Annotated in this window: 19 protein-coding genes and 1 tRNA gene; 8 read left to right on the top strand and 12 right to left on the bottom strand. The window is 63.8% G+C overall.

All coding sequences use genetic code 11. The features are described from left to right. Positions 1-51: 51 nt before the first annotated feature. The 4 genes from ACQ4WQ_RS01275 to ACQ4WQ_RS01260 all read left to right on the top strand — a co-directional run bounded on the left by ACQ4WQ_RS01275 (position 52) and on the right by ACQ4WQ_RS01260 (position 3300). Positions 52-840: a class I SAM-dependent methyltransferase gene (locus tag ACQ4WQ_RS01275; RefSeq protein ID WP_436494167.1), complete on the top strand. Its 789-nt coding sequence runs from the start codon at positions 52-54 to the stop codon at positions 838-840. A gap of 47 nt (positions 841-887) precedes the next feature. Next, the gene (locus ACQ4WQ_RS01270) at positions 888-2654 is read left to right on the top strand and encodes a GspE/PulE family protein (protein WP_436494165.1); all 1767 of its coding nucleotides are present in this window, start codon (positions 888-890) and stop codon (positions 2652-2654) included. A gap of 68 nt (positions 2655-2722) precedes the next feature. After that, positions 2723-2798: transfer RNA gene (locus tag ACQ4WQ_RS01265), tRNA-Lys, on the top strand. A gap of 103 nt (positions 2799-2901) precedes the next feature. Further along, positions 2902-3300 carry a hypothetical protein gene (locus ACQ4WQ_RS01260; RefSeq protein WP_436494163.1) on the top strand — a complete coding sequence of 133 codons (399 nt, stop codon included), beginning with the start codon at positions 2902-2904 and terminating at the stop codon, positions 3298-3300. 1 nt (position 3301) lies between these two features. On the opposite strand, the gene ACQ4WQ_RS01255 is transcribed toward ACQ4WQ_RS01260, so the two are convergent. Then, entirely contained in the window at positions 3302-3769 is a 468-nt protein-coding gene (locus tag ACQ4WQ_RS01255; RefSeq protein WP_436494161.1) for a hypothetical protein, read from the bottom strand. Between the two features lie 39 nt (positions 3770-3808). After that, a complete protein-coding gene (locus tag ACQ4WQ_RS01250) occupies positions 3809-4855 on the bottom strand; it encodes a lysozyme inhibitor LprI family protein (RefSeq protein WP_436494159.1) in 1047 nt (348 codons plus the stop codon). 174 nt (positions 4856-5029) lie between these two features. On the opposite strand from ACQ4WQ_RS01250, the gene ACQ4WQ_RS01245 reads away from it, so the two are divergent. Further along, complete coding sequence (locus ACQ4WQ_RS01245) at positions 5030-7177, top strand: dipeptidyl-peptidase 5 (protein ID WP_436494157.1); 2148 nt, start codon at positions 5030-5032, stop codon at positions 7175-7177. A 158-nt stretch (positions 7178-7335) separates the two neighbouring features. Here the strand turns inward: ACQ4WQ_RS01245 and ACQ4WQ_RS01240 are convergent, their stop codons facing one another. The 5 genes from ACQ4WQ_RS01240 to ACQ4WQ_RS01220 form a co-directional block, all read right to left on the bottom strand. Further along, positions 7336-8628 carry an MFS transporter gene (locus tag ACQ4WQ_RS01240; RefSeq protein ID WP_436494155.1) on the bottom strand — a complete coding sequence of 431 codons (1293 nt, stop codon included), beginning with the start codon at positions 8626-8628 and terminating at the stop codon, positions 7336-7338. A 157-nt stretch (positions 8629-8785) separates the two neighbouring features. Then, a complete protein-coding gene (locus ACQ4WQ_RS01235; RefSeq protein ID WP_326456383.1) occupies positions 8786-9517 on the bottom strand; it encodes a BON domain-containing protein in 732 nt (243 codons plus the stop codon). 104 nt (positions 9518-9621) lie between these two features. Next, the gene (locus tag ACQ4WQ_RS01230) at positions 9622-10314 is read right to left on the bottom strand and encodes a hypothetical protein (protein WP_436494153.1); all 693 of its coding nucleotides are present in this window, start codon (positions 10312-10314) and stop codon (positions 9622-9624) included. Positions 10315-10465: 151 nt separating this feature from the next. Next, a complete protein-coding gene (locus ACQ4WQ_RS01225; protein WP_436494151.1) occupies positions 10466-12187 on the bottom strand; it encodes a dipeptidyl-peptidase 3 family protein in 1722 nt (573 codons plus the stop codon). A 109-nt stretch (positions 12188-12296) separates the two neighbouring features. Then, on the bottom strand, positions 12297-12896 hold the full coding sequence (locus ACQ4WQ_RS01220; protein ID WP_326456380.1) for a short chain dehydrogenase: 600 nt from the start codon (positions 12894-12896) through the stop codon (positions 12297-12299). A 114-nt stretch (positions 12897-13010) separates the two neighbouring features. On the opposite strand from ACQ4WQ_RS01220, the gene ACQ4WQ_RS01215 reads away from it, so the two are divergent. Beyond that, entirely contained in the window at positions 13011-13928 is a 918-nt protein-coding gene (locus tag ACQ4WQ_RS01215) for a LysR family transcriptional regulator (protein WP_230539778.1), read from the top strand. A gap of 9 nt (positions 13929-13937) precedes the next feature. Here ACQ4WQ_RS01215 and ACQ4WQ_RS01210 read toward each other — a convergent pair whose 3' ends face one another. Genes ACQ4WQ_RS01210 through ACQ4WQ_RS01200 form a run of 3 tightly spaced genes read right to left on the bottom strand, consistent with a single transcriptional unit; the run spans position 13938 to position 18271 of the window. After that, entirely contained in the window at positions 13938-15416 is a 1479-nt protein-coding gene (locus tag ACQ4WQ_RS01210; RefSeq protein ID WP_436494148.1) for an efflux transporter outer membrane subunit, read from the bottom strand. A 50-nt stretch (positions 15417-15466) separates the two neighbouring features. Beyond that, positions 15467-17065: a DHA2 family efflux MFS transporter permease subunit gene (locus tag ACQ4WQ_RS01205; RefSeq protein WP_436494146.1), complete on the bottom strand. Its 1599-nt coding sequence runs from the start codon at positions 17063-17065 to the stop codon at positions 15467-15469. Between the two features lie 6 nt (positions 17066-17071). After that, complete coding sequence (locus tag ACQ4WQ_RS01200) at positions 17072-18271, bottom strand: HlyD family secretion protein (protein WP_326456376.1); 1200 nt, start codon at positions 18269-18271, stop codon at positions 17072-17074. Positions 18272-18415: 144 nt separating this feature from the next. Here ACQ4WQ_RS01200 and ACQ4WQ_RS01195 point away from each other — a divergent pair, with 144 nt between their 5' ends. Beyond that, positions 18416-19132 (top strand): TetR/AcrR family transcriptional regulator, encoded by a 717-nt coding sequence (locus tag ACQ4WQ_RS01195; RefSeq protein ID WP_436494144.1) that lies wholly within the window; start codon positions 18416-18418, stop codon positions 19130-19132. A gap of 23 nt (positions 19133-19155) precedes the next feature. Here the strand turns inward: ACQ4WQ_RS01195 and ACQ4WQ_RS01190 are convergent, their stop codons facing one another. Then, entirely contained in the window at positions 19156-20256 is a 1101-nt protein-coding gene (locus ACQ4WQ_RS01190; protein WP_436494142.1) for a hypothetical protein, read from the bottom strand. Here ACQ4WQ_RS01190 and ACQ4WQ_RS01185 point away from each other — a divergent pair. Further along, positions 20245-20568 carry a hypothetical protein gene (locus tag ACQ4WQ_RS01185; protein ID WP_436494140.1) on the top strand — a complete coding sequence of 108 codons (324 nt, stop codon included), beginning with the start codon at positions 20245-20247 and terminating at the stop codon, positions 20566-20568. The two genes, ACQ4WQ_RS01190 and ACQ4WQ_RS01185, sit on opposite strands and share 12 nt — an antisense overlap. 349 nt (positions 20569-20917) lie before the next feature. Here ACQ4WQ_RS01185 and lpdA read toward each other — a convergent pair whose 3' ends face one another. Further along, positions 20918-22714 carry a dihydrolipoyl dehydrogenase gene (gene lpdA, locus ACQ4WQ_RS01180; RefSeq protein ID WP_436494138.1) on the bottom strand — a complete coding sequence of 599 codons (1797 nt, stop codon included), beginning with the start codon at positions 22712-22714 and terminating at the stop codon, positions 20918-20920. Between the last annotated feature and the right edge of the window lie 5 nt (positions 22715-22719).

The raw sequence follows: 22719 nt of genomic DNA, 5'->3' as shown, positions 1-22719 counted from the left end.
TTTATGGCGCTCCGGCACGGGCTATAATGCGGCACACTTTCAGGCTGCCTTATGCTTATCAAACGAAAATCCATCGAACAAGTCGAATCCTCGCGCCCTGCGCGCAAGCCCCGCTACGCCCCTGTCACGCTGTCGGAAATGGATGGCGTGCGCTATCTGCATTTCGGCACGGAATGGGTGCAGGGCGCCATGCGCATCCGCAAGCCGGACTGGCCGGAACTCGAATACGCGCAGCAGATGATGGCGTGGATGCTGTGGATCGAGCAGCCGCAGCGCCTCACCCAGCTGGGCCTGGGCACGGCCGCGCTGACCAAATTCTGCTACCGCCAGTTCCCGCAGGCGCAGGTCGAGGCCATTGAACTCAATCCTTCCGTCATCACCATCTGCGCCTCGATGTTCAAGCTGCCGCCCAACGACGAGCGCCTGCACGTGCGCGAGATGGATGCGCTCGACTACGTCAACGACGACGCCAACCACGGCACCCTGGACGCCCTGCAGGTGGACCTGTACGACGCCACGGCGCGCGGTCCCGTGCTCGACAGCGCCGATTTCTATACCGCCTGCTGCGCCTGCCTGGCGCCGCACGGCATCATGACGGTCAATCTGTTTGGCGACCATCCCAGCTACGCAAAGAACATCAAGGCGATGAAGTTTGCGTTCGAACAGGTGATCTGCCTGCCGGAAGTCCATGATGGGAACGTGGTGGCGATCGCGTTCAAGACGAAAGTGGCACTCGATACCGAGGCGCAAGCCGCCCTGCTCGAGCGCGCCAAGCAGATCGTCGCCGAGACCAAGCTGCCCGCCAAGTCCTGGGTCAAGGGCATCGTCAGCACCCTGTAAGCGCCGGCATTCCCAGGCATGGCCGGCAGTCCTGAAAGACGCCGGCCATGCCCGCTTCCCCTCCTCCCTCTCCCATCTCGCCCGACACGCCGCTGGAACTGCAGCAACTGCTGGCCTGGCTGCAGGAAGACGGCTTGCTTGACGCTGCGCAAGCGGCCGCCATCGCCACCCAGGCCGCCCTGCTGCCGGCGCCCGCCTTGCATCCGCTGTGCAGCATCGCCCACGGCGCACTGACGCTCGATACCCTGTGCGCGTGGCTGGCGCAACGCGCAAGCTTGCCGTATCTGCGCATCGATCCCCTGCACATCGATTTCAGCCAGGTGGCCGACGTCATGACGGCCGGCTATGCGGCCCGCTTCAACATCCTGCCCGTGGAAAGCACGCTTGACCGCATCGTCATCGCCACGGCCCAGCCGTATGCGCTGGCCTGGCAGGCGCAACTGGGCAACCTGGCGCCGCGCAAACTGAGCCTGGTCATCGCCAACCCGCTGCATATCGCCGACGCCATCGCGCAATTTTTCAGTCTGGCCACTTCCGTCAAGGTGGCCCGCCAGGCGTCCACGCAAGACCTGGCGCTGCGCCAGAATGTCGAGCAGCTGGTGGAGCTGGGGCGCAACAAGACCAGCCTCGACGCCAACGACCAGCACGTCGTGCGCATCGTCGACTGGCTGTGGCAATACGCGTTTGCCCAGCGCGCTTCCGACATCCACCTGGAACCGAAACGCGATGCGGGCCTCGTGCGCCTGCGCATCGACGGCCGCCTGCACCAGGCTTACCAGCTGCCGCCCGTGGTGCTGCTGGCCATGACGGCGCGCATCAAGTTGCTCGGACGTATGGACGTGGTGGAAAAGCGCCGCCCCCAGGATGGCCGCATCAAGACGCGCAATGCGCAGGGCCAGGAAATCGAGCTGCGCCTGTCGACCTTGCCCACGGCCTTCGGCGAAAAGCTCGTCATGCGCATCTTCGACCCGGAAGTGGCCGTCAAGAGCCTGGGCGAGCTGGGTTTTCCGCCCGCGGACGCCGAACGCTGGCGCCAGCTGACGGCGCGCACGCACGGCATCGTGCTGGTGACGGGCCCCACGGGCTCGGGCAAGACCAGCACCCTGTACAGCACCCTGAAGGCGCTGGCCGGCAGCGAAGTCAATGTGTGCACGGTGGAAGACCCCATCGAAATGGTCGAGCCGGCCTTCAACCAGATGCAGGTGCAAACCCAGGCCGGCATCGAACTGTCGTTTGCCGATGGCGTGCGGGCGCTGATGCGGCAAGATCCCGACATCATCATGGTCGGAGAAATCCGCGACCTGGCCACGGCCGAAATGGCCATCCAGGCGGCGCTGACGGGCCACCTGGTGCTGTCGACCCTGCATACCAACGACGCCCCTTCCGCCGTCATGCGCCTGCTGGAACTGGGCTTGCCCGCCTATCTGCTGGAAGCGTGCCTGATCGGCGTGCTGGCGCAGCGGCTGCTGCGCTGCCTGTGCTCGGACTGCAAGCAGCCGGGCGGCGCCCCTGACGATGCTGCATGGCAGCGCCTGACGGGCGGCCAGCTGGAACGGCCCCACGCCATGTACCGCCCCGTCGGCTGCGCCCGGTGCCGGCACAGCGGCTACCTGGGGCGCGCCGGCATTTATGAATTGCTGTGTGTGACGGAAACGTTCGGCCAGCTCATCAAGGCGGGCGCCGACCTGCACGCCTTGCGCCGCCAGAGCATCCTCGACGGCATGACGCCGCTGCGCCTCGCCGGCGCGCGCAAGATCATCGATGGCACGACCAGCATCGACGAAGTGCTGCAGCTCACGGCCGCCCTGCATTGAGCCATATTCATTTTCGTACAGGAATGCTTTGCATTCTTTTTCAACTGATATATAATGCGGCCTCTTTCGGGTCGTTAGCTCAGCTGGTAGAGCAGCGGACTTTTAATCCGTTGGTCGCAGGTTCGAATCCCGCACGGCCTACCACGAATGCGCAGTACTAAAAAGCCTATCCTCACGGATGGGCTTTTTTCGTTTCCGGCCCCGCGGTTATACTGGCGCTTCGTCTCGCCAGCCCTGAAAGAAACGCATGAAACTTGCCGCCGCCCTCCTCCTGGCCACCGCCTGCCTGTCCGCCCAAGCACAGCCGCCCATCGTGCTCGATGGCCAGTACAGCGCGCGCACGGACGAGATGAGCCTGGAAATCATCGGCAACCGCGTCTGCTTCGCGCCCGACAAGGCGCAGTGGGGCCGCTTGCCCCGCCCTGCCGCCACGCACGATGCGTGGTTTTGTTTCAGCAACGACGCCGAGGCGCGCCGGCTGCTGCGCGTGCCCGCACGCCAGGCCGACAATTGCGGCTGGCAGGCGCGTGCGCGCATCGTCATTGACACGTATCAACCGTACGTCGAGCAAGGCGACGGCAACGACATGGCGCGCCTGGCGTCGGTGGTCAAAGTGGCGCAGCCGAACGCCATCGCCTGCGAATGAATCAACCGAGTTCGTATTCCTGCAGATAGCGGGCGAACAAGTCGCCATCGGCCAGCGGACACGCAAACCCCGCGCCCCAGTCGGCCAGCAACAGCTGCTCTTTCAAGGGCAGCAGCAACAGTTGCGGCATGCCATCGCTGCACCACAGGTCGCACACGATGCCATGGTCGTCCAGGCCGGCAAACAATGTTTCCGTCTTGTCGCCGCCAAAGGCCAGCACGTTCTTGCATTCCACGCGGTAACTGCTGTAACCCGTGTAGACGGTGTCATACGGCGCCAAGGCATGGTCCAGCGCCAGGCGCAGCTGGTCCGCCGTCAGGCCCAGCGCGCGCAGTGGCGACGGTGGCGCCTTGATGACGTCCATGTCCTTCCAGCCGGCGCCGCTGCGGTGCGTATCGGCGAACACCTGCTGCTCGCCCATCTGCGTCAGACAGTGCTGCAAGTTATCCAGTGGCAGCAGTTCGATCATGCAATAGTCATCTTCGTGATAGTACGCTTCCCGCATGCTTCAATTCCCCAGCAAATCTTGCAGCTGCGCATTACGCCGCGCCGTCAGCAGGCCGGCCCAGGTCTCGCTGGTGACGGCGGGATAGCGCACGGCGCCAAAATTCATCCAGGCATCGCGGTAGGCCAGCCACAGGCGCTGGGTGGCGCGGATGCCCTCCTTGTCCACGGCGCCCGCATGGGTTTCCGCCGGCTTTTTCATCAGCTTGCCATAGATGGCGTTGAGCTCCTTGTCGAGCGCCGCGACCTGTGCCTTCGACATGCTGGCAGGCAGCTTGCCCCCTTCGTATTCGCGCAAATCGTGCGCCAGCAGATCGAGCTCGGCCGTGCGGGCCGCGATGCTCTGGGCGGCCCGTGCCGTGCCGCTCAAGTCCGTTTCATTGGCCGCGCGCGCATCGGCAAACTTGCTTGCCGCCGCCTGCAGCTTTTGCAGCGACGCTTGCGCCACGGCAGGCATGCTTGCGCTGACCTTGCCTGTCGCCTGCGCGCGCACTCTTTGTTTCTGGCGTGCGTCGATGGCGCTGCACACGCCCATCATGTAGCCGCTGGTGATGTCGTCGCACAAGTCGATCATGCCGCGTCCGCTGGCATTGATCTTCTGCAAGTGTTCAATGCGGCCCTGCATCTCGGCCGGCGCCGCGTCGATGCTGCACGCATACTTGAGCGCCAGCAACGGGTCTTTCTGCACGCCCTGTCCATTCTGGTACAGCATCATCAACACGGCGCTGTTCTGCGTGGCCATCGCGCAATGACGCGCGGGACGCCAGTCGGCCGGCTTGGGCGAGGACATACTCTTGGTATCGTAATACAGGTCTGTCGCCTGGCATTGCTGCAAGGACGCCACGGCAGACGGCGCCGGCAGGTCGGCCGGCGGCGGCGCCGCATCCTTGACCTTCAGGCAGCCCGCATACCAGGCCGTGCTTTCCGCCTGGCCCACGCCCATGGCGCTGGTGTTCGGGTACGGTGCAGACGCAGCAGCAAAAACCGGGGCCGCCAGCAGGCAGCTCGCACCCAGCAAGGCCGTTTTCAATAAGGGTAGACAAATTTTCATGTTCTATCAGCGCCAGCGTGAGTAAAGCGGCAAGTTTAACTGATCGGATACGCGCTGCCCGCCCGATACGCGCCCCTCCCGTCTGGTAAGTAACGGTTCATGGCCTTGGCAGTGGCCGAATCGATGGGCAATAATGTTGCCCGCTGTACTTTTTTCACTACCCGGACCACGCCCATGACCTCACCCCGTCTTCGCCGTTCCCTCGGCTCCCTGCTGATCGCAGCGGCCTGCGCCTCGCTGGCCCACGCCGCCGATACCAAGGCCACCACCCCAGTTGCCGCCACGCAAACGCAAGCCAGACACGCCATCACGCATGAAGACGTGTGGCTGATGAAACGGGTGGGCGCGCCCGTCGCCAGCCCGGACGGACGCTGGGCCGTGTTTTCCGTGGTCGACAGCGCCTACGATAGCAAAGACCAATGGTCGGACCTGTGGATCAAGTCCCTTAGCGACGATACTCCCGCGCGCCGCCTGACGTATTCCAAGGGTGGCGAAAGCGCCGTCGCCTGGTCGCCGGACAGCCGCCAGCTGGTGTTTGTCGCCAAGCGCGATGGCGATGAGGCGGGACAGATTTACCGCCTCGACGTGGCCAACGGCGGCGAAGCACAACGGTTGACCTCGCTCACCCTGGGTGCGCGCATGCCGAAATGGAGCCCGGACGGCAAGCAATTGCTGTTCATCAGCGACATCTATCCAGGCAACAAGACGGAAGCGGACGTCAAGCAAAGCGCGAAAGAGCGCAAGGAGCGCAAAGTCAGCGCCCGTTCGTATGAAACGACGGCACCGCGCTATTTCGACAAATGGCTGACCGACAAGCAGGTGCGCCTGTTCATCGTCGATGCGCAGCCGGAGTCGACGCCGCGCGACATCCTGTCGGGCACGCAACTGGTGGCGCTTCCCGGCTTTGGCGGCGGTCAGGGCGACGAGGGGCAATCCTTGGATGCCATCTGGACGCCGGACGGCAAGGCCGTCGTCTTCAACGCGGCCACCAACCGCGATGCGGCCCAGCGCGAAGCCGTGGTTTCGCAGCTGTATCTGCTGCCCGTGGCGGGCGGCGAAGCGCAGCGTTTGACGCAGGACAAACACAGCTATGGCAGCCTGAAATTCGCGGCCGACGGCAAGACCCTGTTCGCCTTGAGCGACGCACAAACGCCCGGTAAAGTGTATGACGTGAAGCGCCTGGCCAGCTTCGCCTGGCCGATGAGCAACCTTGCGCCGACCATCCTGACAGCCAGGCTGGACCGCTCGATTTCGCGCTACGTGCTGCCCGAAGGCGGCAAGCGCGTCCTCTTCAGCTATGAACATGCGGGCCTGGAAAAGCTGTACTCGATCGACGCCAAAGGCGGCGAGGTGCGTGAAGAGCCATCCTTGCCGACGGGCACCATCAACTCGCTGAGCAGCGGCGGCAAGGCTTTGGTCGGCGTGTGGGAGTCGTCCATCAACCCGCCGGAAATCTATGCCTTCAACGGCAAGCAGCCGAAACGGCTGACGGCTTTCAATACGGACAAGGCAGACAAGATCGACTGGCAGGCGCCCGAGCACTTCTGGTTCACCACGGCCGACGGCCGACGCATCCACAACATGCTCGTCAAGCCCGCGAATTTCGACCCGAACAAGAAATACCCGCTGTTTACCGTCATCCACGGCGGCGCCGCCAGCATGTGGCGCGACCAGTTCGTGCTGCGCTGGAACTATCATTTGCTGGCCAAGCCAGGCTACGTTGTCTTGCTGACCGACTACAAGGGTTCCACCGGCTATGGCGAAGAGTTCTCGCGCTCGATCCAGTTCGACCCCTTGAAGGGCCCGGGCGATGAAGTCAACCAGGGCGTCGATGAAGCCATCAAGAAATACCCGTTTATCGACAGCACGAAACTGGCTGCCGGCGGCGCCAGCTATGGCGGCCACCTGGCCAACTGGCTGCAAGCGACCACCACGCGCTACAAGGCCATCGTCTCGCACGCGGGCGAAATGGACTTGATCATGCAGTGGGGCACCAGCGATGGCGGCTTCGGCCGTGAAACGAACGCGGGTGGCCCCGTCTGGTCGAACCTGCCCGTGTGGCGCGATCAAAGCCCCATCATGCAAGCGGGCAACCACGAAAAAGGCACGGGCTTTACCACCCCCATCCTGATCACCGTGGGCGAGCTCGACTACCGCGTGCCGGCCAACAATGCCTTGATGAACTTTGCCGTGCAACAGCGCCTGAACGTGCCGGCGAAATTGCTGGTGTTTCCGGACGAAAACCACTGGATTCTGAAGGGCGAGAACAGCCGTTTCTTCTACAGCGAAGTCGAAGGATGGCTGGCCAAATACTTAAAATAAGAACACCACAGAACAGTCCATGGCGGCGTTGCATTGCCTAGTCGTACTATTCGTACTGCCTTCGGCAATGCGCCTTGCCCTGAACGTGTTCTGAGGCGTTCTTGAAATCTTGAAAAAATGAAAAAAGCCAGGCGCCGCTCATGCGGGCCTGGCTTTTTTCATGCGGGCTGGACGGCGGCCACGGCCGCCTTCTGCTGCTGGATCGCCAGCACCATTAACGCGGCGACGAGGCAGGCGGCGCCTGCCGCGAACAGGGCCGGGTTGTAGGTCAGCATCAGGGTGCGGATGCGGCCCGCGCCGTACGCGGCCACGGCGGCGCCCAGCTGGTGGCCCGCGAAGATCCAGCCGAACACCATGCCCGCCCGCTCCCGGCCGAACGTGGCGCCCACCAGTTTCACGGTCGGCGGCACGGTGGCGATCCAGTCGAGGCCATAGAACATGGCGAACAGCGACAGGCCGTACAAGGTGAATTCCGAATACGGCAGCCAGAACAGGGACAGCCCCCGCAAGCCGTAGTACCAGAACAGCAGTTTGCGGTTGTCATAGCGGTCCGACAGCCAGCCGGACAAGATCGTGCCGAACAGGTCGAACGCGCCCATCATGGCCAGCACGGAGGCGGCCGGCACGGCGGACAGGCCCGAGTCGCCGCACAGGGAAATGAAGTGCGTCTGGATCAGGCCGTTGGTGCTGAGGCCGCAAATGAAAAAGGTGCCGAACAGTATCCAGAAGGTACGATTGGAAGCCACGCTGCGCAGGATCAAAAAAGGTGTGGCGAACGTCATTTTTGCGGCCACTGGCGCCGTCAGCGGCGTGGCCGGATCGGCGCCGTAGGGCCGCAAGGCCACGTCCTGCGGCCGGTTGCGCATGCACAGGAAGGCCAGCACGGCGACGATGGCGCAGCTGGCAAACACGGGCATGACGGCCGTGCGCCAGCCGAAGTGCTCGATCAGCCAGGCGCCTGCGGGGAGGAACAGCAGCTGGCCCGTGGCCGAGCTGGCCGTCAGCACGCCCACCACCAGGCCCCGGTGCGTCTCGAACCAGCGGTTGGCCACCACGGCGCTCAAGACCAGCGCCGTCATGCCCGAGCCCAGCCCCAGCAGGATGCCCCATAAGGCCACCAGGTGCCAGAACTGCGTCATGCGCGTGGCCAGCAGCATGCCGCAAGCGATCAGGCCCAGGGCCACGCAGATGATATTGCGCAAGCCGAAACGCTCCATCAGGATGGCGGCAAACGGCCCCATCAAACCGAACAGCACGAAGCGCACGGCCAGCGCGGAGGAAATCTGCTCGGCATCCCAGCCGAATTCGCGGCTCAGGGGCTGCATCAGCGCGCCCGGCAAGCCCAGCGCGGCCGATGACGTCAGGGCCGTGAGGAAAGTAATGGCGACGATGACCCAGGCAAAGTGGATGCCGCGCCGCGCCAGCCATTGCGAAAAGGGAAGAGAAAGCATGCCGTCCTCATGAGAAAAAGTGGATGCCGAGCACCACTCGCCGGCCAGATTTTCCATGTTATATTACGTCCATAATTTATACAAGCAAAAAAAACTGGAGCCACACACCCTCGACATGCGGCTCCAGTTCCTGTGTCAATGCTTGTACACAGTGCGCTTACTTCACCTTCAAGCCATTCTTCACGTCTTTCACGCCTTCCACGCCACGGGCCAGGTCGGCGGCTTTCTTGACTTGCTCCTGGGAAGGCACGAAGCCGCTGAGCATGACGACGCCGTTGACCGTTTCCACGTGCACGTCGAGCGCTTTCAAGTCATTGTCCTTGACGAGATCCGCCTTGATCTTGGTGGTGATGACGGAGTCGGCCACGGCCGTCTTGGTGCTGCCGGCCGCATTGCGCGCCACACAGGCGGCCTTGGCCGTCGCATCCATGGCGTCGCAATTCTCCTTCGTGGTGGCGGGCGGATTCTGCGCCACGTTGGTGCCAGCCTTGGCCCCCGTATTGGCGTCGGCCAGCGCGGCCGTTTTCGCCGCCTTGGCATCGTTCATGCACGTGGTTTTGTCGGCGCCCGTGCGGTCGCCGCACTTGGCCTTGGCCAAGTCATATTCGGCATTGGCAACATCCTTGCGGGCCTTGGTCAGCTCGCGCGGCGTGTTGCGGTATTGCGCCACGGCGTCCGAATCGGCCTTGGCGCGCGCTACCCTGGCCTCTTCCACGCAGACTTTTTTCGCGTTGCCGCTTTTACTGTCGCAGGCGGCCTTGGCCTGCTTATAGTCGGCCGATGCCTTGTCCGTCAAACTCTTGTACGAGGCATCCTGCGCATACGCGGGCGCGGCGGCAAGCAGGGCGCTGGCACTGGCGGCCAGCATGAGTGCGATCATTTTGTTCATGATGGTTCCTCTCTGGTTAGTTGATGCCCAGATTAGACCCCTGCCGTGCGCAAAGCTCCGTGCGACAGCACACGCTGACAGGCCATTCTCCTAAAAATCACCGTTTATTTGTCGCCGCTCAAACCCATCCGCCACAATACTTGCGCCTGTTCAAATGGTGAAACGGCCCCATCAAATGCACCTGCGCCATCGGCCAGCGCCAGCCAGCCTTGCGTGGCGTGCGAACCGCCCGCGCCATCGCCGCCGGCGCGCACGCGGCGCATCCAGGCCAGCACATCCTGATACTGCCCGGGGTAGCGTCCATGCATCCAGGCCAGGGCCACCAGGTCCGCGTACCCTTCTTCGCGGCGCGTCTCGCGCAGCTCCCGCGCCAGCGGTGTCAACTGGCCGCGCTGCACGCTGCGCGGCTCGACAAAGCCGCGTGGCAAGGCGTGCCAGTCGCCCTGTGCATAGCGCCGGCAATGTCCGATCTCATGCGCCGTCATCGCTTCGATCATCAAGCCGCGGCCCGCGGCCGGCACGCCCTGCAAGACACTGTCCGCCTGCGCATTGCCGCGCAAGGACAGCACCAGCTTGCAGCGCCCCCCTTCGTAGCCCAGCGCCAGCGGCACGGCACCGGGCGCATCCTGCGGCTGCACGATGATATCGATGGGCAAGCCCTGCGTACGTGCGTAATCGATGACGGTTTTTCCCGCCTGCAACCAACGGGTTTCCAGTTCGGTGAGCTGGGCGGCAGCCACGGCAGGCAAAGGAGAGAAAGCGATGAGCAAGCTCATCAGCAAGAGCGGATTGGGCATGGGATCGGCGGGAAGAAAAGCGGATTGACCATTGCAGGGTAAGCGGCGCAGATATTTCCACAAGGAAAAACTGGCAACTTTTCACAAATAAAGACGAAAAAAAACCGGCGCAGCAGCGCCGGCTTTTCACTCTGCCAATACGGCATCGGGTTTATTTCTTCACCGCCTTGTCCAGCGCGCGGGCCGTGACGAATTCCGGACGGATATCGTTGGGCACGGCCTTCATCTTGTCGAGCGCCACCTGCACCTCAGGGCGGATGACCACGTATTTCGTCATCATCGCTTGCGCGCGCGCATAGTCGCCCGTCGCCTCGATGGTCAGGAATTCACGGTCCAGGTCGATCACGGCCTGCTTGATCTTGCCGAAATCGACGCCGAACTTGCCATCGCCCAGCGAGACAAAACCGCCCTTGTCGAGGATGTAATTCATCTGGATGGCCATGCCGCGCGCGTGCGAATCCGTCAGGCCGAAATGCAGCGTGCGGAAACCGGAGGCGAGGAAAGTGTTGTACAGCTTGCGCTCGGCCGCCTCGCCCTGGCCCAGGGTATCGTTGAGCTGGCCCTTGTCCATCATGTAGCGCAGCGCGAACAGGCCCGTGATGTCGGCCTTGGCTTCCTCGATGGTGGAATACGCTTCCTTCAAGTCCTGGCGCGGCGTGGAAGCCTTGCCGTCGACCACGGTTGCGTGCGGGCCCAGGCCGTGCATGATTTCATGCGCGAGGATGTGCGTGAAGAAGGAATTGAAATCGACGTCCTGCTGCGCTTCGGGCGTGAGCACCAACTTGGAGATCGGCGTCAGGGTGGCCTTGAACTTGGCTTCCTGCACGTTCTTCAGCATCACGCGCTTCGAGCCGCGCGTGCTGATGATGCGCTCGTCATTGGGCAAGTTGTAGGCGGCCGTCTGCACGGCCATATTGCCGTCGCCGGCGCCATATACCTGGTTGACCACCACCATCGGCGCCAGCGCGCCCACTTTCGGGTTGCGGTACCGGGCGTCGAGCGGCAGGTTGTCTTCCAGCTCCTGCATGTGCTTGGCGAAGAAATTGAGCTTTTGCGTCTCGGCCTGGTCGCGGATGTTCACGTAGGCTTCGAACGCGGCCTTGTAGCCGAACAGTTCATCGTTGTACGTTTCATATGGGCCGATGGTGATGTCGACGGGCGAATCGAGGTCCATCCAGGCGAAGTCGGACGGTAGATAGTCGTTGTCGAGGAAAGCCTTGGCGCGCAAGGTCAGGAATTTCTTCAGCGATGCGTTGTCCGTGGCGGCCGCCGCTTCGTCGAGCAATTTGGCCAGCTGTTTCAGCTCCACCTTGTATTCGTCCGAATACTTGACGGTCTGGTACTTGCCATCCTTGCCCGCGCGGATGGTGGTAAAAAACCATTGCGCCTGCTGCTTGTCGTCCGCCGGCAAGCCGTTCATCCACGTTTCCAGGCTGGCCTTGGTGGCGCCCTGCGGATAGAAGTTGCCCGCTTCCGGCTTGTGCGCGGGGATGGCGATGCCCGCATAGCTGGCCGGCATGAACGAGGCGTGCGCGTCGAGCACCGACCATGGCCCCTTGTTGATCCAGAAATAATTCAGGCGGGCCTGGCCCAGGGCCGACTTGTCCTTCTTCAAGGCCGCCCACAGCGCTTCATTGCCGGACCAGCGCTGGCGCAGCTGCAGCACGTCGACCAGCTTGGCCGCCTCGACCAGCTTGGCGATGGCCTGGCGGTCGCCTGCGGACAGGTGGGTGACGTCGGCCGTCAGCGCGACGGGTGCGTAACGGGCGCTCATGGCCGTCAGTTGTTGCGCGGTGGCCGAGGTGGCTGGCGTTGCGGCGCAGGCGCTGCCGACGGCGGCGGCCATCAGCAGGGGAATCAGGAGTTTTTTCATGGAGGTCTCGGTTGGATTTTTCTCAGACGCGGCTGGCGCGGATGGCGCGCTACCGCTTTCTTGCTCAGCCTGCGATTGTCCCACCTGCCCCCATGGCATGGCAAGCGGCTTACCAGACCTTGTACACCTGCCCCGTCTGCGCCCCTTCCACGCTGCGGCTGTAGGCGAGGGCCACGCGGCTGGCGGCGGCCGGCTCGAAGCCGTAGAAGAAGGGGCCGTACGATTCCAGCGACTCGGCCAGCACCGTGGGGCTGACGACATTGATGCGCACGCCGCGCTGCAATTCAATGGCGGCGCCCCGCACGAAACCTTCCACGGCCGCGTTGGTCATGGTGGCGGCCGTGCCGAAGCGGATCGGCTGGTCGGCCACGATGCCGCTGGTCAAGGTAATCGAACCGCCGTCGTTCAGGTATTCCTGCGCCACCAGCGCCACATTGACCTGGCCCATCAGCTTGCTGTCCAGGCCCAGGCGGAATTGTTCAGGAGTAAATTCGCTCAGCGGGCCGAAATGCAGCTTGCCGGCGGTCACGACGACAGCGTCGACCTTGCCGATGCGCTTGAACAGGGCGCGCACTTGCGCGATGTCGCCCATGTCGGCCTGGTGCGTGCCGCTGCGGCTACCCACTTCGATGATTTCATGGCGTTGCGCCAGTTGGGCCGCGACGGCCGTGCCGATGGTGCCGCTGGCGCCGATGATGACGATTTTCATGATGCTGTCCTTGTCTGCTGTTGAACGATGGAGCCAGTATGCGCCGCTTACAAAAAGGAATAAATACGCTAGAATTTACAAGATTACTAATCTATAGTTTACAATCGGGACGTCATGGATAAATTGCGCAGCATGGAGATTTTTGTCGCCGTCGTCGATGCGGGCAGTTTCACGGCTGCCGCCGAGGCGTTCCAGATTTCGCCCGTGATGGTGGGCAAGCACATCAAATACCTGGAAGAGCGGCTGGGCGCGCGGCTGCTGGCGCGCACCACGCGGCGGCAAAGCCTGACGGAAATCGGCCAGCAGTATGCGGAACAGTGCCGCCAGATCCTGGCCAGCATCCATGCGGCGGAACGGGGGGCGGAAGCCATGCGCGCGGCGCCGCGCGGCAAGCTGAAAATCACGGCGCCCGTGTCCTTCGGCAGCGAGTGCATCGCGCCGCTGATGGCCGACTACCTCGATGCGTATCCGGAAGTGAGCCTGGAATTGAACCTGAACGACAGGACGGTGGACCTGGTGGAGGAAGGATTCGATGCGGCCATCCGCATCGGCAAGCTGGAGGATTCCGCCATGGTGGCACGCGTGCTGCGACCGTATGCGATGGTGATCTGCGCCGCGCCCGCCTACCTGGCCAGACACGGCACGCCGCGCACGCCGGCCGACCTGGCCCGCCACGAATGCCTGGACTTCATGCAATGGACGCGCCACGTGCGCTGGCGCCTGGCCAGGAGCGGCGACGATGACGGCAGCCCCGTGCGCGAAAGCCGCTTCCGCTCGAACAATGGTCAGGCGCTGCGCGTGGCGGCCCTGCACGGCTTCGGCATCGTCATGCAGGCGGAGATCCTGATGGCGGGCGATATCGCCGCCGGCAGGCTGGTGCCGCTGCTGGCCGACTACGTGCCGGCGCCGCGCCCCATGCACCTCGTGTATGCGCGCGACCGCCAGCCCACGCCGAAGCTGACCACCTTCATCGATTTTCTGCTGGAACGCTACGGGCCGGCGGCGACACCGCCACCGGCCACGCTCACGTAACCGTCGTACTTAATTGGCCTTTGCGGCGGGTGCCGACGCCAGCTTGGCCAGCTCGCCGTCCGGCTGCCAGCCAGCACCCAGCGAGCGGGCCACGGCGACCGTCGCCAGCAGGCGCTGGGTCTTGATCTGCGCGGCGGCGCGGTCCGCTGCCAGCGAGCTGCGCTGGGCATCGGTGACGTCGAGATAGGTCGAGATGCCGCGCTCGTAGCGCGTGCGCGCCACCAGGTAGGCGCGCGCCGCCGCTGCCTGCGACAGGGCTTGTGCATCGCCCTGCAACTGGCGCTGCTCCACGTCGGACAACGCGTCTTCCACTTCGCGCAAGGCCGTCAGCAGTTTCGTTTCATGGTTCGCCACGGCTTCCGCATAGCGCGCCTTGGACAGGTCCAGATTGGCCTGGTTGCGGCCGCCGTCGAAGATAGGCAGGGACAGGGCCAGCGGGCCAAAGCTGAACTGGCGCGAACCGCCCTGCGCCAGGTCGCGCAGTTTTTCCGAGGCATAGCCGAAATTGCCCGTCAATTGCAGCGACGGGTAAAACGCGCCTTCGGCCACGCCCACTTGGGCGTTCGCCGCGCGCAGGCCCGCCACGCTGGAAACGAGGTCCGGACGGTGCGCCAGCAGGCTGGCCGGCAAGCCGACAGGGATGGCGGGCGGCAGCGGCAAGATCGACGGATCGGCCGCCACCGGCAATTGCAGCGCCGACGGCGGCTTGCCCGTCAGGGTGGCCAGGCTGTTTTCCAGCTGGTTGCGCTGGCGCTTGACTTCATGCAGGTCGGCCTGCGCGTTCGACAGTTCGACCTTCGCGCGCGCCAGGTCCAGCTCATTCGTCAGGCCCGCGTTGAAACGCGCCTCGACCAGCTGCGCCGACTCGCGGCGCGTGTCCAGCGCGCCATTCAGGATCGCCATTTCCGCGTCCAGTCCGCGCAGCTGCCAGTAATTGCTGGCCACTTGCGACGACAGCATCAGCAGCACGCCGTCGCGGTCCGCCTGCGCCGCCAGCGCCTGCGCGTCCGCCGCTTCGACCAGGCGCTTCACGCGGCCCAGCAAGTCGACTTCATATGACAGCGAGCCGCCCACGGAGAAGTTATTGCCGCTGATCGAGCGGTTGCCCAGGGCCAGGCCCTGCGAAGTGTTGGCCGAGGTGCGCGAATTCGAAATGCCCGCGCTGACGTTGACGCTCGGGCCCTGGTTGGCGCGCGCCGTGCCGCTTTGCGCCAGCGCCTGCAGCAATCGCTCGCCCGCCGCCTTCACGCTGGGATTGTCCTGCAGCGCGCTTTGCTCGAGGCGGTCCAGCGTCGCGTCGCCGTAGATGCGCCACCACTCTTTGGGCAGCTGCGCGGCATCCGCGGCGGCCGCGCCGTGGCGGAAAGTGCCGTTGTCGATGCCGGCCACGTTTGCCGGCGCCGTGAAATCCTGGCCCACGGTGCCGCAGGCGGACAGCGCCACGGCAAGGGAGGCGGCCAGCGCGATTTTCGTCAATACTGTTTGCATGATGTATACCTTCTTGTTCTTGAGGTGCTGCACGTGCGCGCTGTGCGCGGTCAATGACCGCCGCCACCGCCACCGGGAGCTTTGAGTTTGTCGGCCAGCCACAGGGGCACGATACAGGCCAGCAGGATGGCGCCGATGAGGAAGAAGCCATCGTTGTAAGCCATCACATACGCTTCGCGGCGCACGATGCCGTCGATCGCCTGCAAGGCCTGGTTGCCGGCCGTGACGGCGTCATAGCCCTTGGCCATGAACGACGACGTCAGCTGGTCGATGCGCAGCTGCGTGGCGCTGGAATACGCATTGATCGCTTCGCCCAGGCGCTGCGAGTGGAAGTGTTCGCGGGTGCTCAGGGCCGTGGCCAGCAGGGCGATGCCGATCGAGCCGCCCAGGTTGCGCGTCATGTTGAACAGGCTCGATGCGGACGGCATGTCCTTCGGCGCGATGCCCTTCATGGCGAAGTTCGACAGGGTCAGCATGACGAAGGGCTGGCCCAGCGCGCGCACCACCTGCGACCACAAGAGCTGGTCGTAGCCGGTGGACGCGTCCATGTAGGCATTCATCATGCACGAGCCGCCGAACAGCAAGAGGCCGAACGAGCACAGGATGCGGTTGTCCACCACGGACGACAGCTTGGCGACAAACGGCATGATGAACAGCTGCGGCAAGCCCACCCACATGATGACTTCACCGATCTGCATCGGCGAATAGCCGGCGATCTGGCCCAGGAACAGGGGCAGCAAAAAGGCCGAGCCGTACAGGCCCATGCCCGTCACGGCCGACAGCACGGTGGCGACCAAAAAGTTACGCTGGCCGTACAGGCCCAGGTTGACGAACGGCTCGGCGCGCGTGGCGCTGGTGACGACCCAGCCCAGGATGCCCGTCAGGGCCAGCGCGGCGAAGGTGATGATGAAACCGGAGTCGAACCAGTCCTTCGAATTGCCTTCTTCCAGGAAGATCGTCAGGCAGCCCAGGCCCAGGGCCATGAAGAAGATGCCCAGCCAGTCGGCCTTCCAGAACATCTCGAGCTTCATCGGCTCCTTGTCCAGGCCATAGATCATGCCGGCGATCAGCAGCACGCCCGGCACCCAGTTGATGTAGAAGATCGAGGGCCAGCCATACAGCTCGGAGAGGTAGCCGCCCAGGGTCGGGCCCATGGCCGGCGCCAAGGTGGCCGTCAGGCCGAAGATGGCCATGCCGACGGCGCGCTTCGACGGCGGCAGCTTGAGCATTACCAGGGTGAACGCCATCGGTATCAGCGCGCCGCCCGTGAACCCCTGCAGCATGCGGAAGACGATCATGCTTTCCAGGTTCCAGGCCGTGCCGCACAGGGTGGAAAACAGCAGGAAGAAAGCGGTGGTGCCGATCATGTAGGTACGCAGTCCGAACACGCGCGCCAGCAGCGCGGTGAGGGGAATGACGATAATTTCCGCCACCAGGTAGGCCGTGGAAATCCACGAGCCCTCTTCCTGGGTGGCCGACAGCGAGCCAAGGATATCCTTGAGCGAGGAGTTGGTGATCTGGATGTCGAGCACCGCCATGAAGGCGCCCAGCATGCCGGCGGCGACCGCCAGCCAGGTGCGCCCGGAGACTTTCTCGCTAATCACGGGAAACGCCGGCGTTGCCGCCGGTGTGGTGGAAGGGCTGCTCATGGAAGCTTAGCGGGCGGCGCTCTGTGCGGCAGGAGCGGCGGCGTGGCGCGGGGCCTCGGCCTTGTCCGACGCGGGCTGGTTCACTTCCACTTCGGCGATCACCGACATGCCCGGCACCAGGCGGCCATTCATGGCCTTGATGTCTTCCGGCTGGAAGACGATTTTCACGGGCACGCGCTGGACGATCTTGGTGAAGTTGCCGGTGGCATTATCGGCCGGCAGCAGCGCGAATTGCGCGCCCGAGGCAGGAGCGAAGCTGTCCACGGTACCGACCAGTTTCTTGCCCGGCATGGCGTCGATGGTCACGTGCACGCTCTGGCCGCGGTGCAGGTCGGCCAGCTGGGTTTCCTTGAAGTTGGCGGTGACCCAGACGTTGTCCTGCACGATGGCCGTCAACTGCTGGCCAGGCTGCACGCGCATGCCCGTTTCCACGTTGCGCTTGCCGATGCGGCCGGCGACGGGCGCCAGGATGCGGTTGTATTGCAGCTGCTGTTCCGCGTCCTTCAATTGCACGCGCAGCACGGCCACTTGTGCCTTGGCCACGTCGCGCGCGGCTTGCGCCGCGCCGATCTGCGCCTTGGCGGCCGAAGCGCTGTCGCGGCGGGCGGCCAGGTCGGCCACGGCGCTCGAGCGGGCCGCGTTGGCCGCATCGAGTTCCGCTTTCGAGACGGCTTTCATCTGGCTCGTGTACAGCTGGCCGTAACGGTCCGCATCCTGTTTCGCGCGCAGCAATTGCGCATCGGCTTGCGCCACTTGCGCCTGGGCGGCACTCGCTTGCGCCTGCACTTGCGCGATCTGCGCATCGGCCTGCAGCACTTGCTGCTCGGCGCTGGCGATCTGCGCGGCGATCTGCTCGGTTTTCACGCGCTGGTCGAAGGGATCGAGTTCGGCGATCACGTCGCCCTCTTTCACGATTTGATTGTCATCGATGAAGACCTTGGTGACGACGCCGGAAATACGCGCCGAGACGGGATGCACGTGGCCGGCCACATAGGCGTTTTCCGTTTCCACGAAATAGTGGCTGCGGTACCACATGCGCGCGCCGGCGCCCAACGCCACGAGGACGATCAGGCCGGCGATGATTTTCACACGGTTGTTCGGTGGTGCGGAGCTGGCGGAAGCGGCGGGCGTGGAAGGTGCGGCAGGGGCCGCGGGTGGGACGGCGCTCAGCACCTTGTGCTCTGCTTGGCCTGGCTGGTTGGACATACTCGCTCCGAAAATGAAATGATATAGGTTCATTATTGGGCAAAGAAAAGCTAAAGTCAAGAAATGAAACGATTGCATTTCATTTTAATTTGCACTACAGTGTGAGCCATCACTTACCTTCCAACTTATAAAGAGACCCAGACCATGTCCGATCCCGGCCTCAGCGATACCTTGCCCACCGATACAGAGTCCGCCGACACCCAGGAGCTTTCCTGCTGCGGCAAGCCAGCCGGCCGCCCGCGCGCGGCCGACATGGAAGCGCGCATGGAAAACCTGCTGCACACGGCAGGCTGCCTGTTTCTGGAAAAAGGGTATGGGAAGGTCAGCCTGGAAATGATCGCCCGCGAAGCCCATGTGGCCGTGCGCACGATTTATGTGAAATTTGGCGGCAAGTCGGGCTTGTTCAATGCCGTCGTGGAATTGCGCCGCGCCGCCTACTTCTCGACCATGCCGGCGCTGGAAACGGATATGCGCCCCCTGCCCACCATTTTGAGCGAGTTCGGCCTGCTGTTCGTGCAACTGGTGACCATGCCGGCGGCGATCCGCCTCAATCGCATGGTGGTGGCTGAAGCGGCCACGCATCCGGAACTGGCGGAAACGTTTTACAAGGTGGGACCGGGACAGACGCGCGAGATGCTGACCAAGTTTTTCAGCCGCCCCGACATCGCACCACTGTTTCGCGCGGAGCTGACGCCCTCCATGCTGGCGCTGCACCTGCTCAATTGCCTGCTGGGCGACCAGATGTCGCGCCTGCTGTTTCCGCCACAGGCGCAGCCCGATGTGGCGCAATTGCGCGCCAAGGTGGCGGTCAGCCTGGACCTGTTCCTGCGCGGCACCCTGCGCCAGCCGCTGGCGGACTGACGCGGGACGGCTGGCCGCGGAAGTCAGCCAGGGCGGCTGCAGTCTTCCGGCAGCGCCGCTTCGGCCTGTTCTTCGTTCAAGCCCAGCGCTCGCAGGAAAGGCTGGGCCGCCGACGCGCCATCAACACTGAGTGAAGACTCACTTCCATCGTAGCGGTCCGGGCCATAGCGCATCAGGTCGAACGAGGTTTCAAAGCGCTGCGCCAGGAAATACGTGCGGAAGTAATCGAAGGAAAACGCCACCTGGCCATCGGCCCGCAGCAGCAAGCCATGCGCATACAGCGGCGCCAGCCAATCCCCGGCCGCCATGTCCCAGCCCTTCACGCCACAATAGTCGCTGGCAAAACGCTCGAGTTCCGCCTCGTTGAGGAACACGCTCTTGGCTTCGAACATCACGAACGCCAGCTCGATCAGGAATTCGCGCGCGTCGGCAGCGACGCCGCCGGCCTCGCGCCGCTGCGCGCCCGCCGTGCCCAGCAAGCCATCGAGATAGGCGCGCTCGCCTGCCAGCCGCGGCAGCAAGGTGGCAAACACATACTCGGCGTCCATCTGTCCCGTTTCCTGGCCGTTCGGCGTGTACAGCACCGACAGGGCGAAGTTCTTGCTCACGTCGTCGAACTCGCGCAGGGACACCTTCCACTGCTTGCCTGCACTGCCGTCATCGGCCTCGCCCGTGCCGAATTCGAGCACCGCATACGCCGCCATCTGGCCCTGAGCACCGTACAGGCTGCCGGGATTGCTCTTGAACAGGATGCCCAGCGACTTCATCAGCGAACTGGCATCGCCCGTATGCTGGTGGCCATGGAACACGGCGTGGATATTCTTGTAGTGCGCGCGCTGCTCGGCACTGGCGTGCTCATCGGCGGAGAAAAAGCTGAAGCCGGCATTGCCCAGCGCCGCAGCCGCGACACCCTGCGCGCGGCTGCCCGGCACCAGATAGAAACGCGCGCCGGGCAAGCTGGCCGCCTGCAGCAAGGGGCGCAGGAAGTATTCGTAGACGTACACGGGCGTCGTGCCGGCACAGGCGTCCGGCGCCACCAGCTGGCCCGTGAAGAAAATCGCATCGATCCTCTTGCCCGCCGCCAGGATAGCGGCCACATCCTGGTACAAGGCATGCAGCATCACGGCTTGCTCTTGCTCATCAGCCCGGCGCAAACGGACATCGGCGATATGAAGGGCGGTAAATTTTTTCATCGTTGCAAAACCTTCTCAGTACAGCGGAACTTGACCCTAACCCACGCTGGCAACATTCCTGGAAAAATCACACGCTTCGATGGAAGCAAAACATGGTTACAGACCGCCATTCTGCCATTTTTTCCATACGGCAATACTCACCAATTTCCACATGGCACCGCCGCGCCACGTTTTACCACGCTGCAGGTCAAGGGAAATAAAAAAACCGGGAACAGGTCCCGGTTTTTTTGTACTGAAAGTTAATTTTTTATCAGCGCTTGCGCGGCGGCGGCAAGTCCGTGCACACGCCTTCGCACACGTCGGCGCGCTTTTGCCAAGCTGCCGATCGACTCGCCCAGGGTCGGGTACGGGTGGTAAGCGGCTCCAATAAAAAACCCCGCAATCGCTTGCGGGGTTTTGAGTGTCACGCGCTACAACATCAGCGCTTGCGCGGCGGCGGCAAGTCCGTGCACACGCCTTCGTACACGTCGGCGCGCTTTTGCCAAGCTGCCGATCGACTCGCCCAGGGTCGGGTACGGGTGGTAAGCGGCTCCAATAAAAAACCCCGCAATCGCTTGCGGGGTTTTTAGTGTTGCGACACAGCGCTACAACATCAGCGTTTGCGCGGCGGCGGCAAGTCCGTGCACACGCCTTCGTACACTTCGGCTGCCATGCCGATCGACTCGCCCAGAGTCGGGTGCGGGTGGATGGTCTTGCCGATGTCCGTGCCGTCGCAGCCCATTTCGATGGCCAGCGCGATTTCACCGATCATGTCGCCCGCATGCGTGCCGACGATGGTGCCGCCGATGATGCGGTGCGTTTCCGCGTCGAACAGCAGCTTGGTGAAGCCTTCGGCGCGGCCGTTGGCCACGGCGCGGCCGGAAGCTGCCCACGGGAAGTGGCCCTTCTCGACCTTGATGCCCTTGGCTTTCGCTTCGTCTTCCGTGATGCCGGCCCATGCCACTTCCGGATCCGTGTAGGCGACCGACGGGATCACCTTGACGTCGAAGTGCGACTTCTGGCCGGAAGCCGCTTCGGCGGCCACGTGGGCTTCATGCACGGCCTTGTGCGCCAGCATCGGCTGGCCAACCAGATCGCCGATGGCGAAGATGTTCGGCACGTTGGTGCGCATCTGGCTGTCGACTTCGATGAAGCCGCGGTCGGTGACGTTCACGCCGGCCTTGTCGGCAGCGATCTTCTTGCCGTTCGGGCTGCGGCCCACGGCGACGAGCACCAGGTCGTAGACTTGCGGCGCCGGTGCCGTGGCGCCCGCTTCGGCCGCTTCGAACGTGACCTTGATGCCTTCCGGCAACGCCTCGACGGCGACCGTCTTGGTCTTGGTCATGATGTTGTCGAAGCGCTTCTCGTTGAACTTCTGCCACACCTTGACGGCGTCGCGGTCTGCGCCCTGCATCAGGCCATCCATCATTTCGACCACGTCGATGCGCGCGCCAAACGTGGAGTACACGGTCGCCATTTCCAGGCCGATGATGCCGCCGCCGATGACCAGCATGCGTTTCGGGATCTGGCGCAGTTCCAGCGCACCCGTCGAATCGACGATGCGCGGGTCTTCCGGCACGAAGGGCAGTTTCACCACGGACGAACCGGCGGCGATGATCGCCTGCTTGAACTGCACGACCTTTTTAGAACCGTCGCCTGCCGTCACTTCGATGTGGTTCGCGGAGAGGAACTGGCCCACGCCGGTGACGACTTGCGTCTTGCGTGCCTTGGCCATGCCGGCCAGGCCGCCCGTCATGTTCGAGATCACGCCTTCCTTGTACTTGCGTACCTGGTCGATGTCGATCGTCGGCTTGGCGAACGTCACGCCCGTGTTGGACATGTGCGCCGTTTCATCGATGACGGATGCCACGTGCAGCAGCGCCTTCGACGGGATGCAGCCCACGTTCAGGCACACGCCGCCCAGGGTGGCGTAGCGCTCGACGATGACCGTCGACATGCCCAGGTCGGCCGCGCGGAACGCCGCCGAGTAGCCGCCAGGACCGCCGCCCAATACCATCATGTCGACGTCGATGTCGACCTGGCCGCTGTAATTGCCGGCCGGGATGGCGGCAACGGCCGCAGGTGCTGGCGCTGCCGCGGCTGCCGGAGCGGCTGCCGGAGCGGCTGCCGCCGGCGCAGGAGCGGCAGCTGGCGCGGCAGCGGCCGCGCCTTCAGCCGCTTCCACCACCAGCAGCGCGCTGCCTTCGGCGATCTTGTCGCCGACCTTGACCTTGACCTCCTTGACGACGCCCGCGTGGGTCGACGGAATCTCCATGCTGGCCTTGTCCGATTCGACCGTGATCAGGGACTGGTCCACCTTGATGGTGTCGCCCACCTTGACCATCAGTTCGATGACTTCGACTTCCTTGAAGTCGCCGATATTCGGTACTTTTACCTCTACTGTGCTCATCAATC

The sequence above is a fragment of the Janthinobacterium goodfellowi genome (assembly GCF_051380695.1).
In the GTDB taxonomy this organism is placed as follows: Bacteria; Pseudomonadota; Gammaproteobacteria; order Burkholderiales; family Burkholderiaceae_D; genus Janthinobacterium.
The sequence above is the reverse complement of the archived record's forward strand: the minus strand, read 5'-3'. Positions and strand labels throughout refer to the sequence as shown.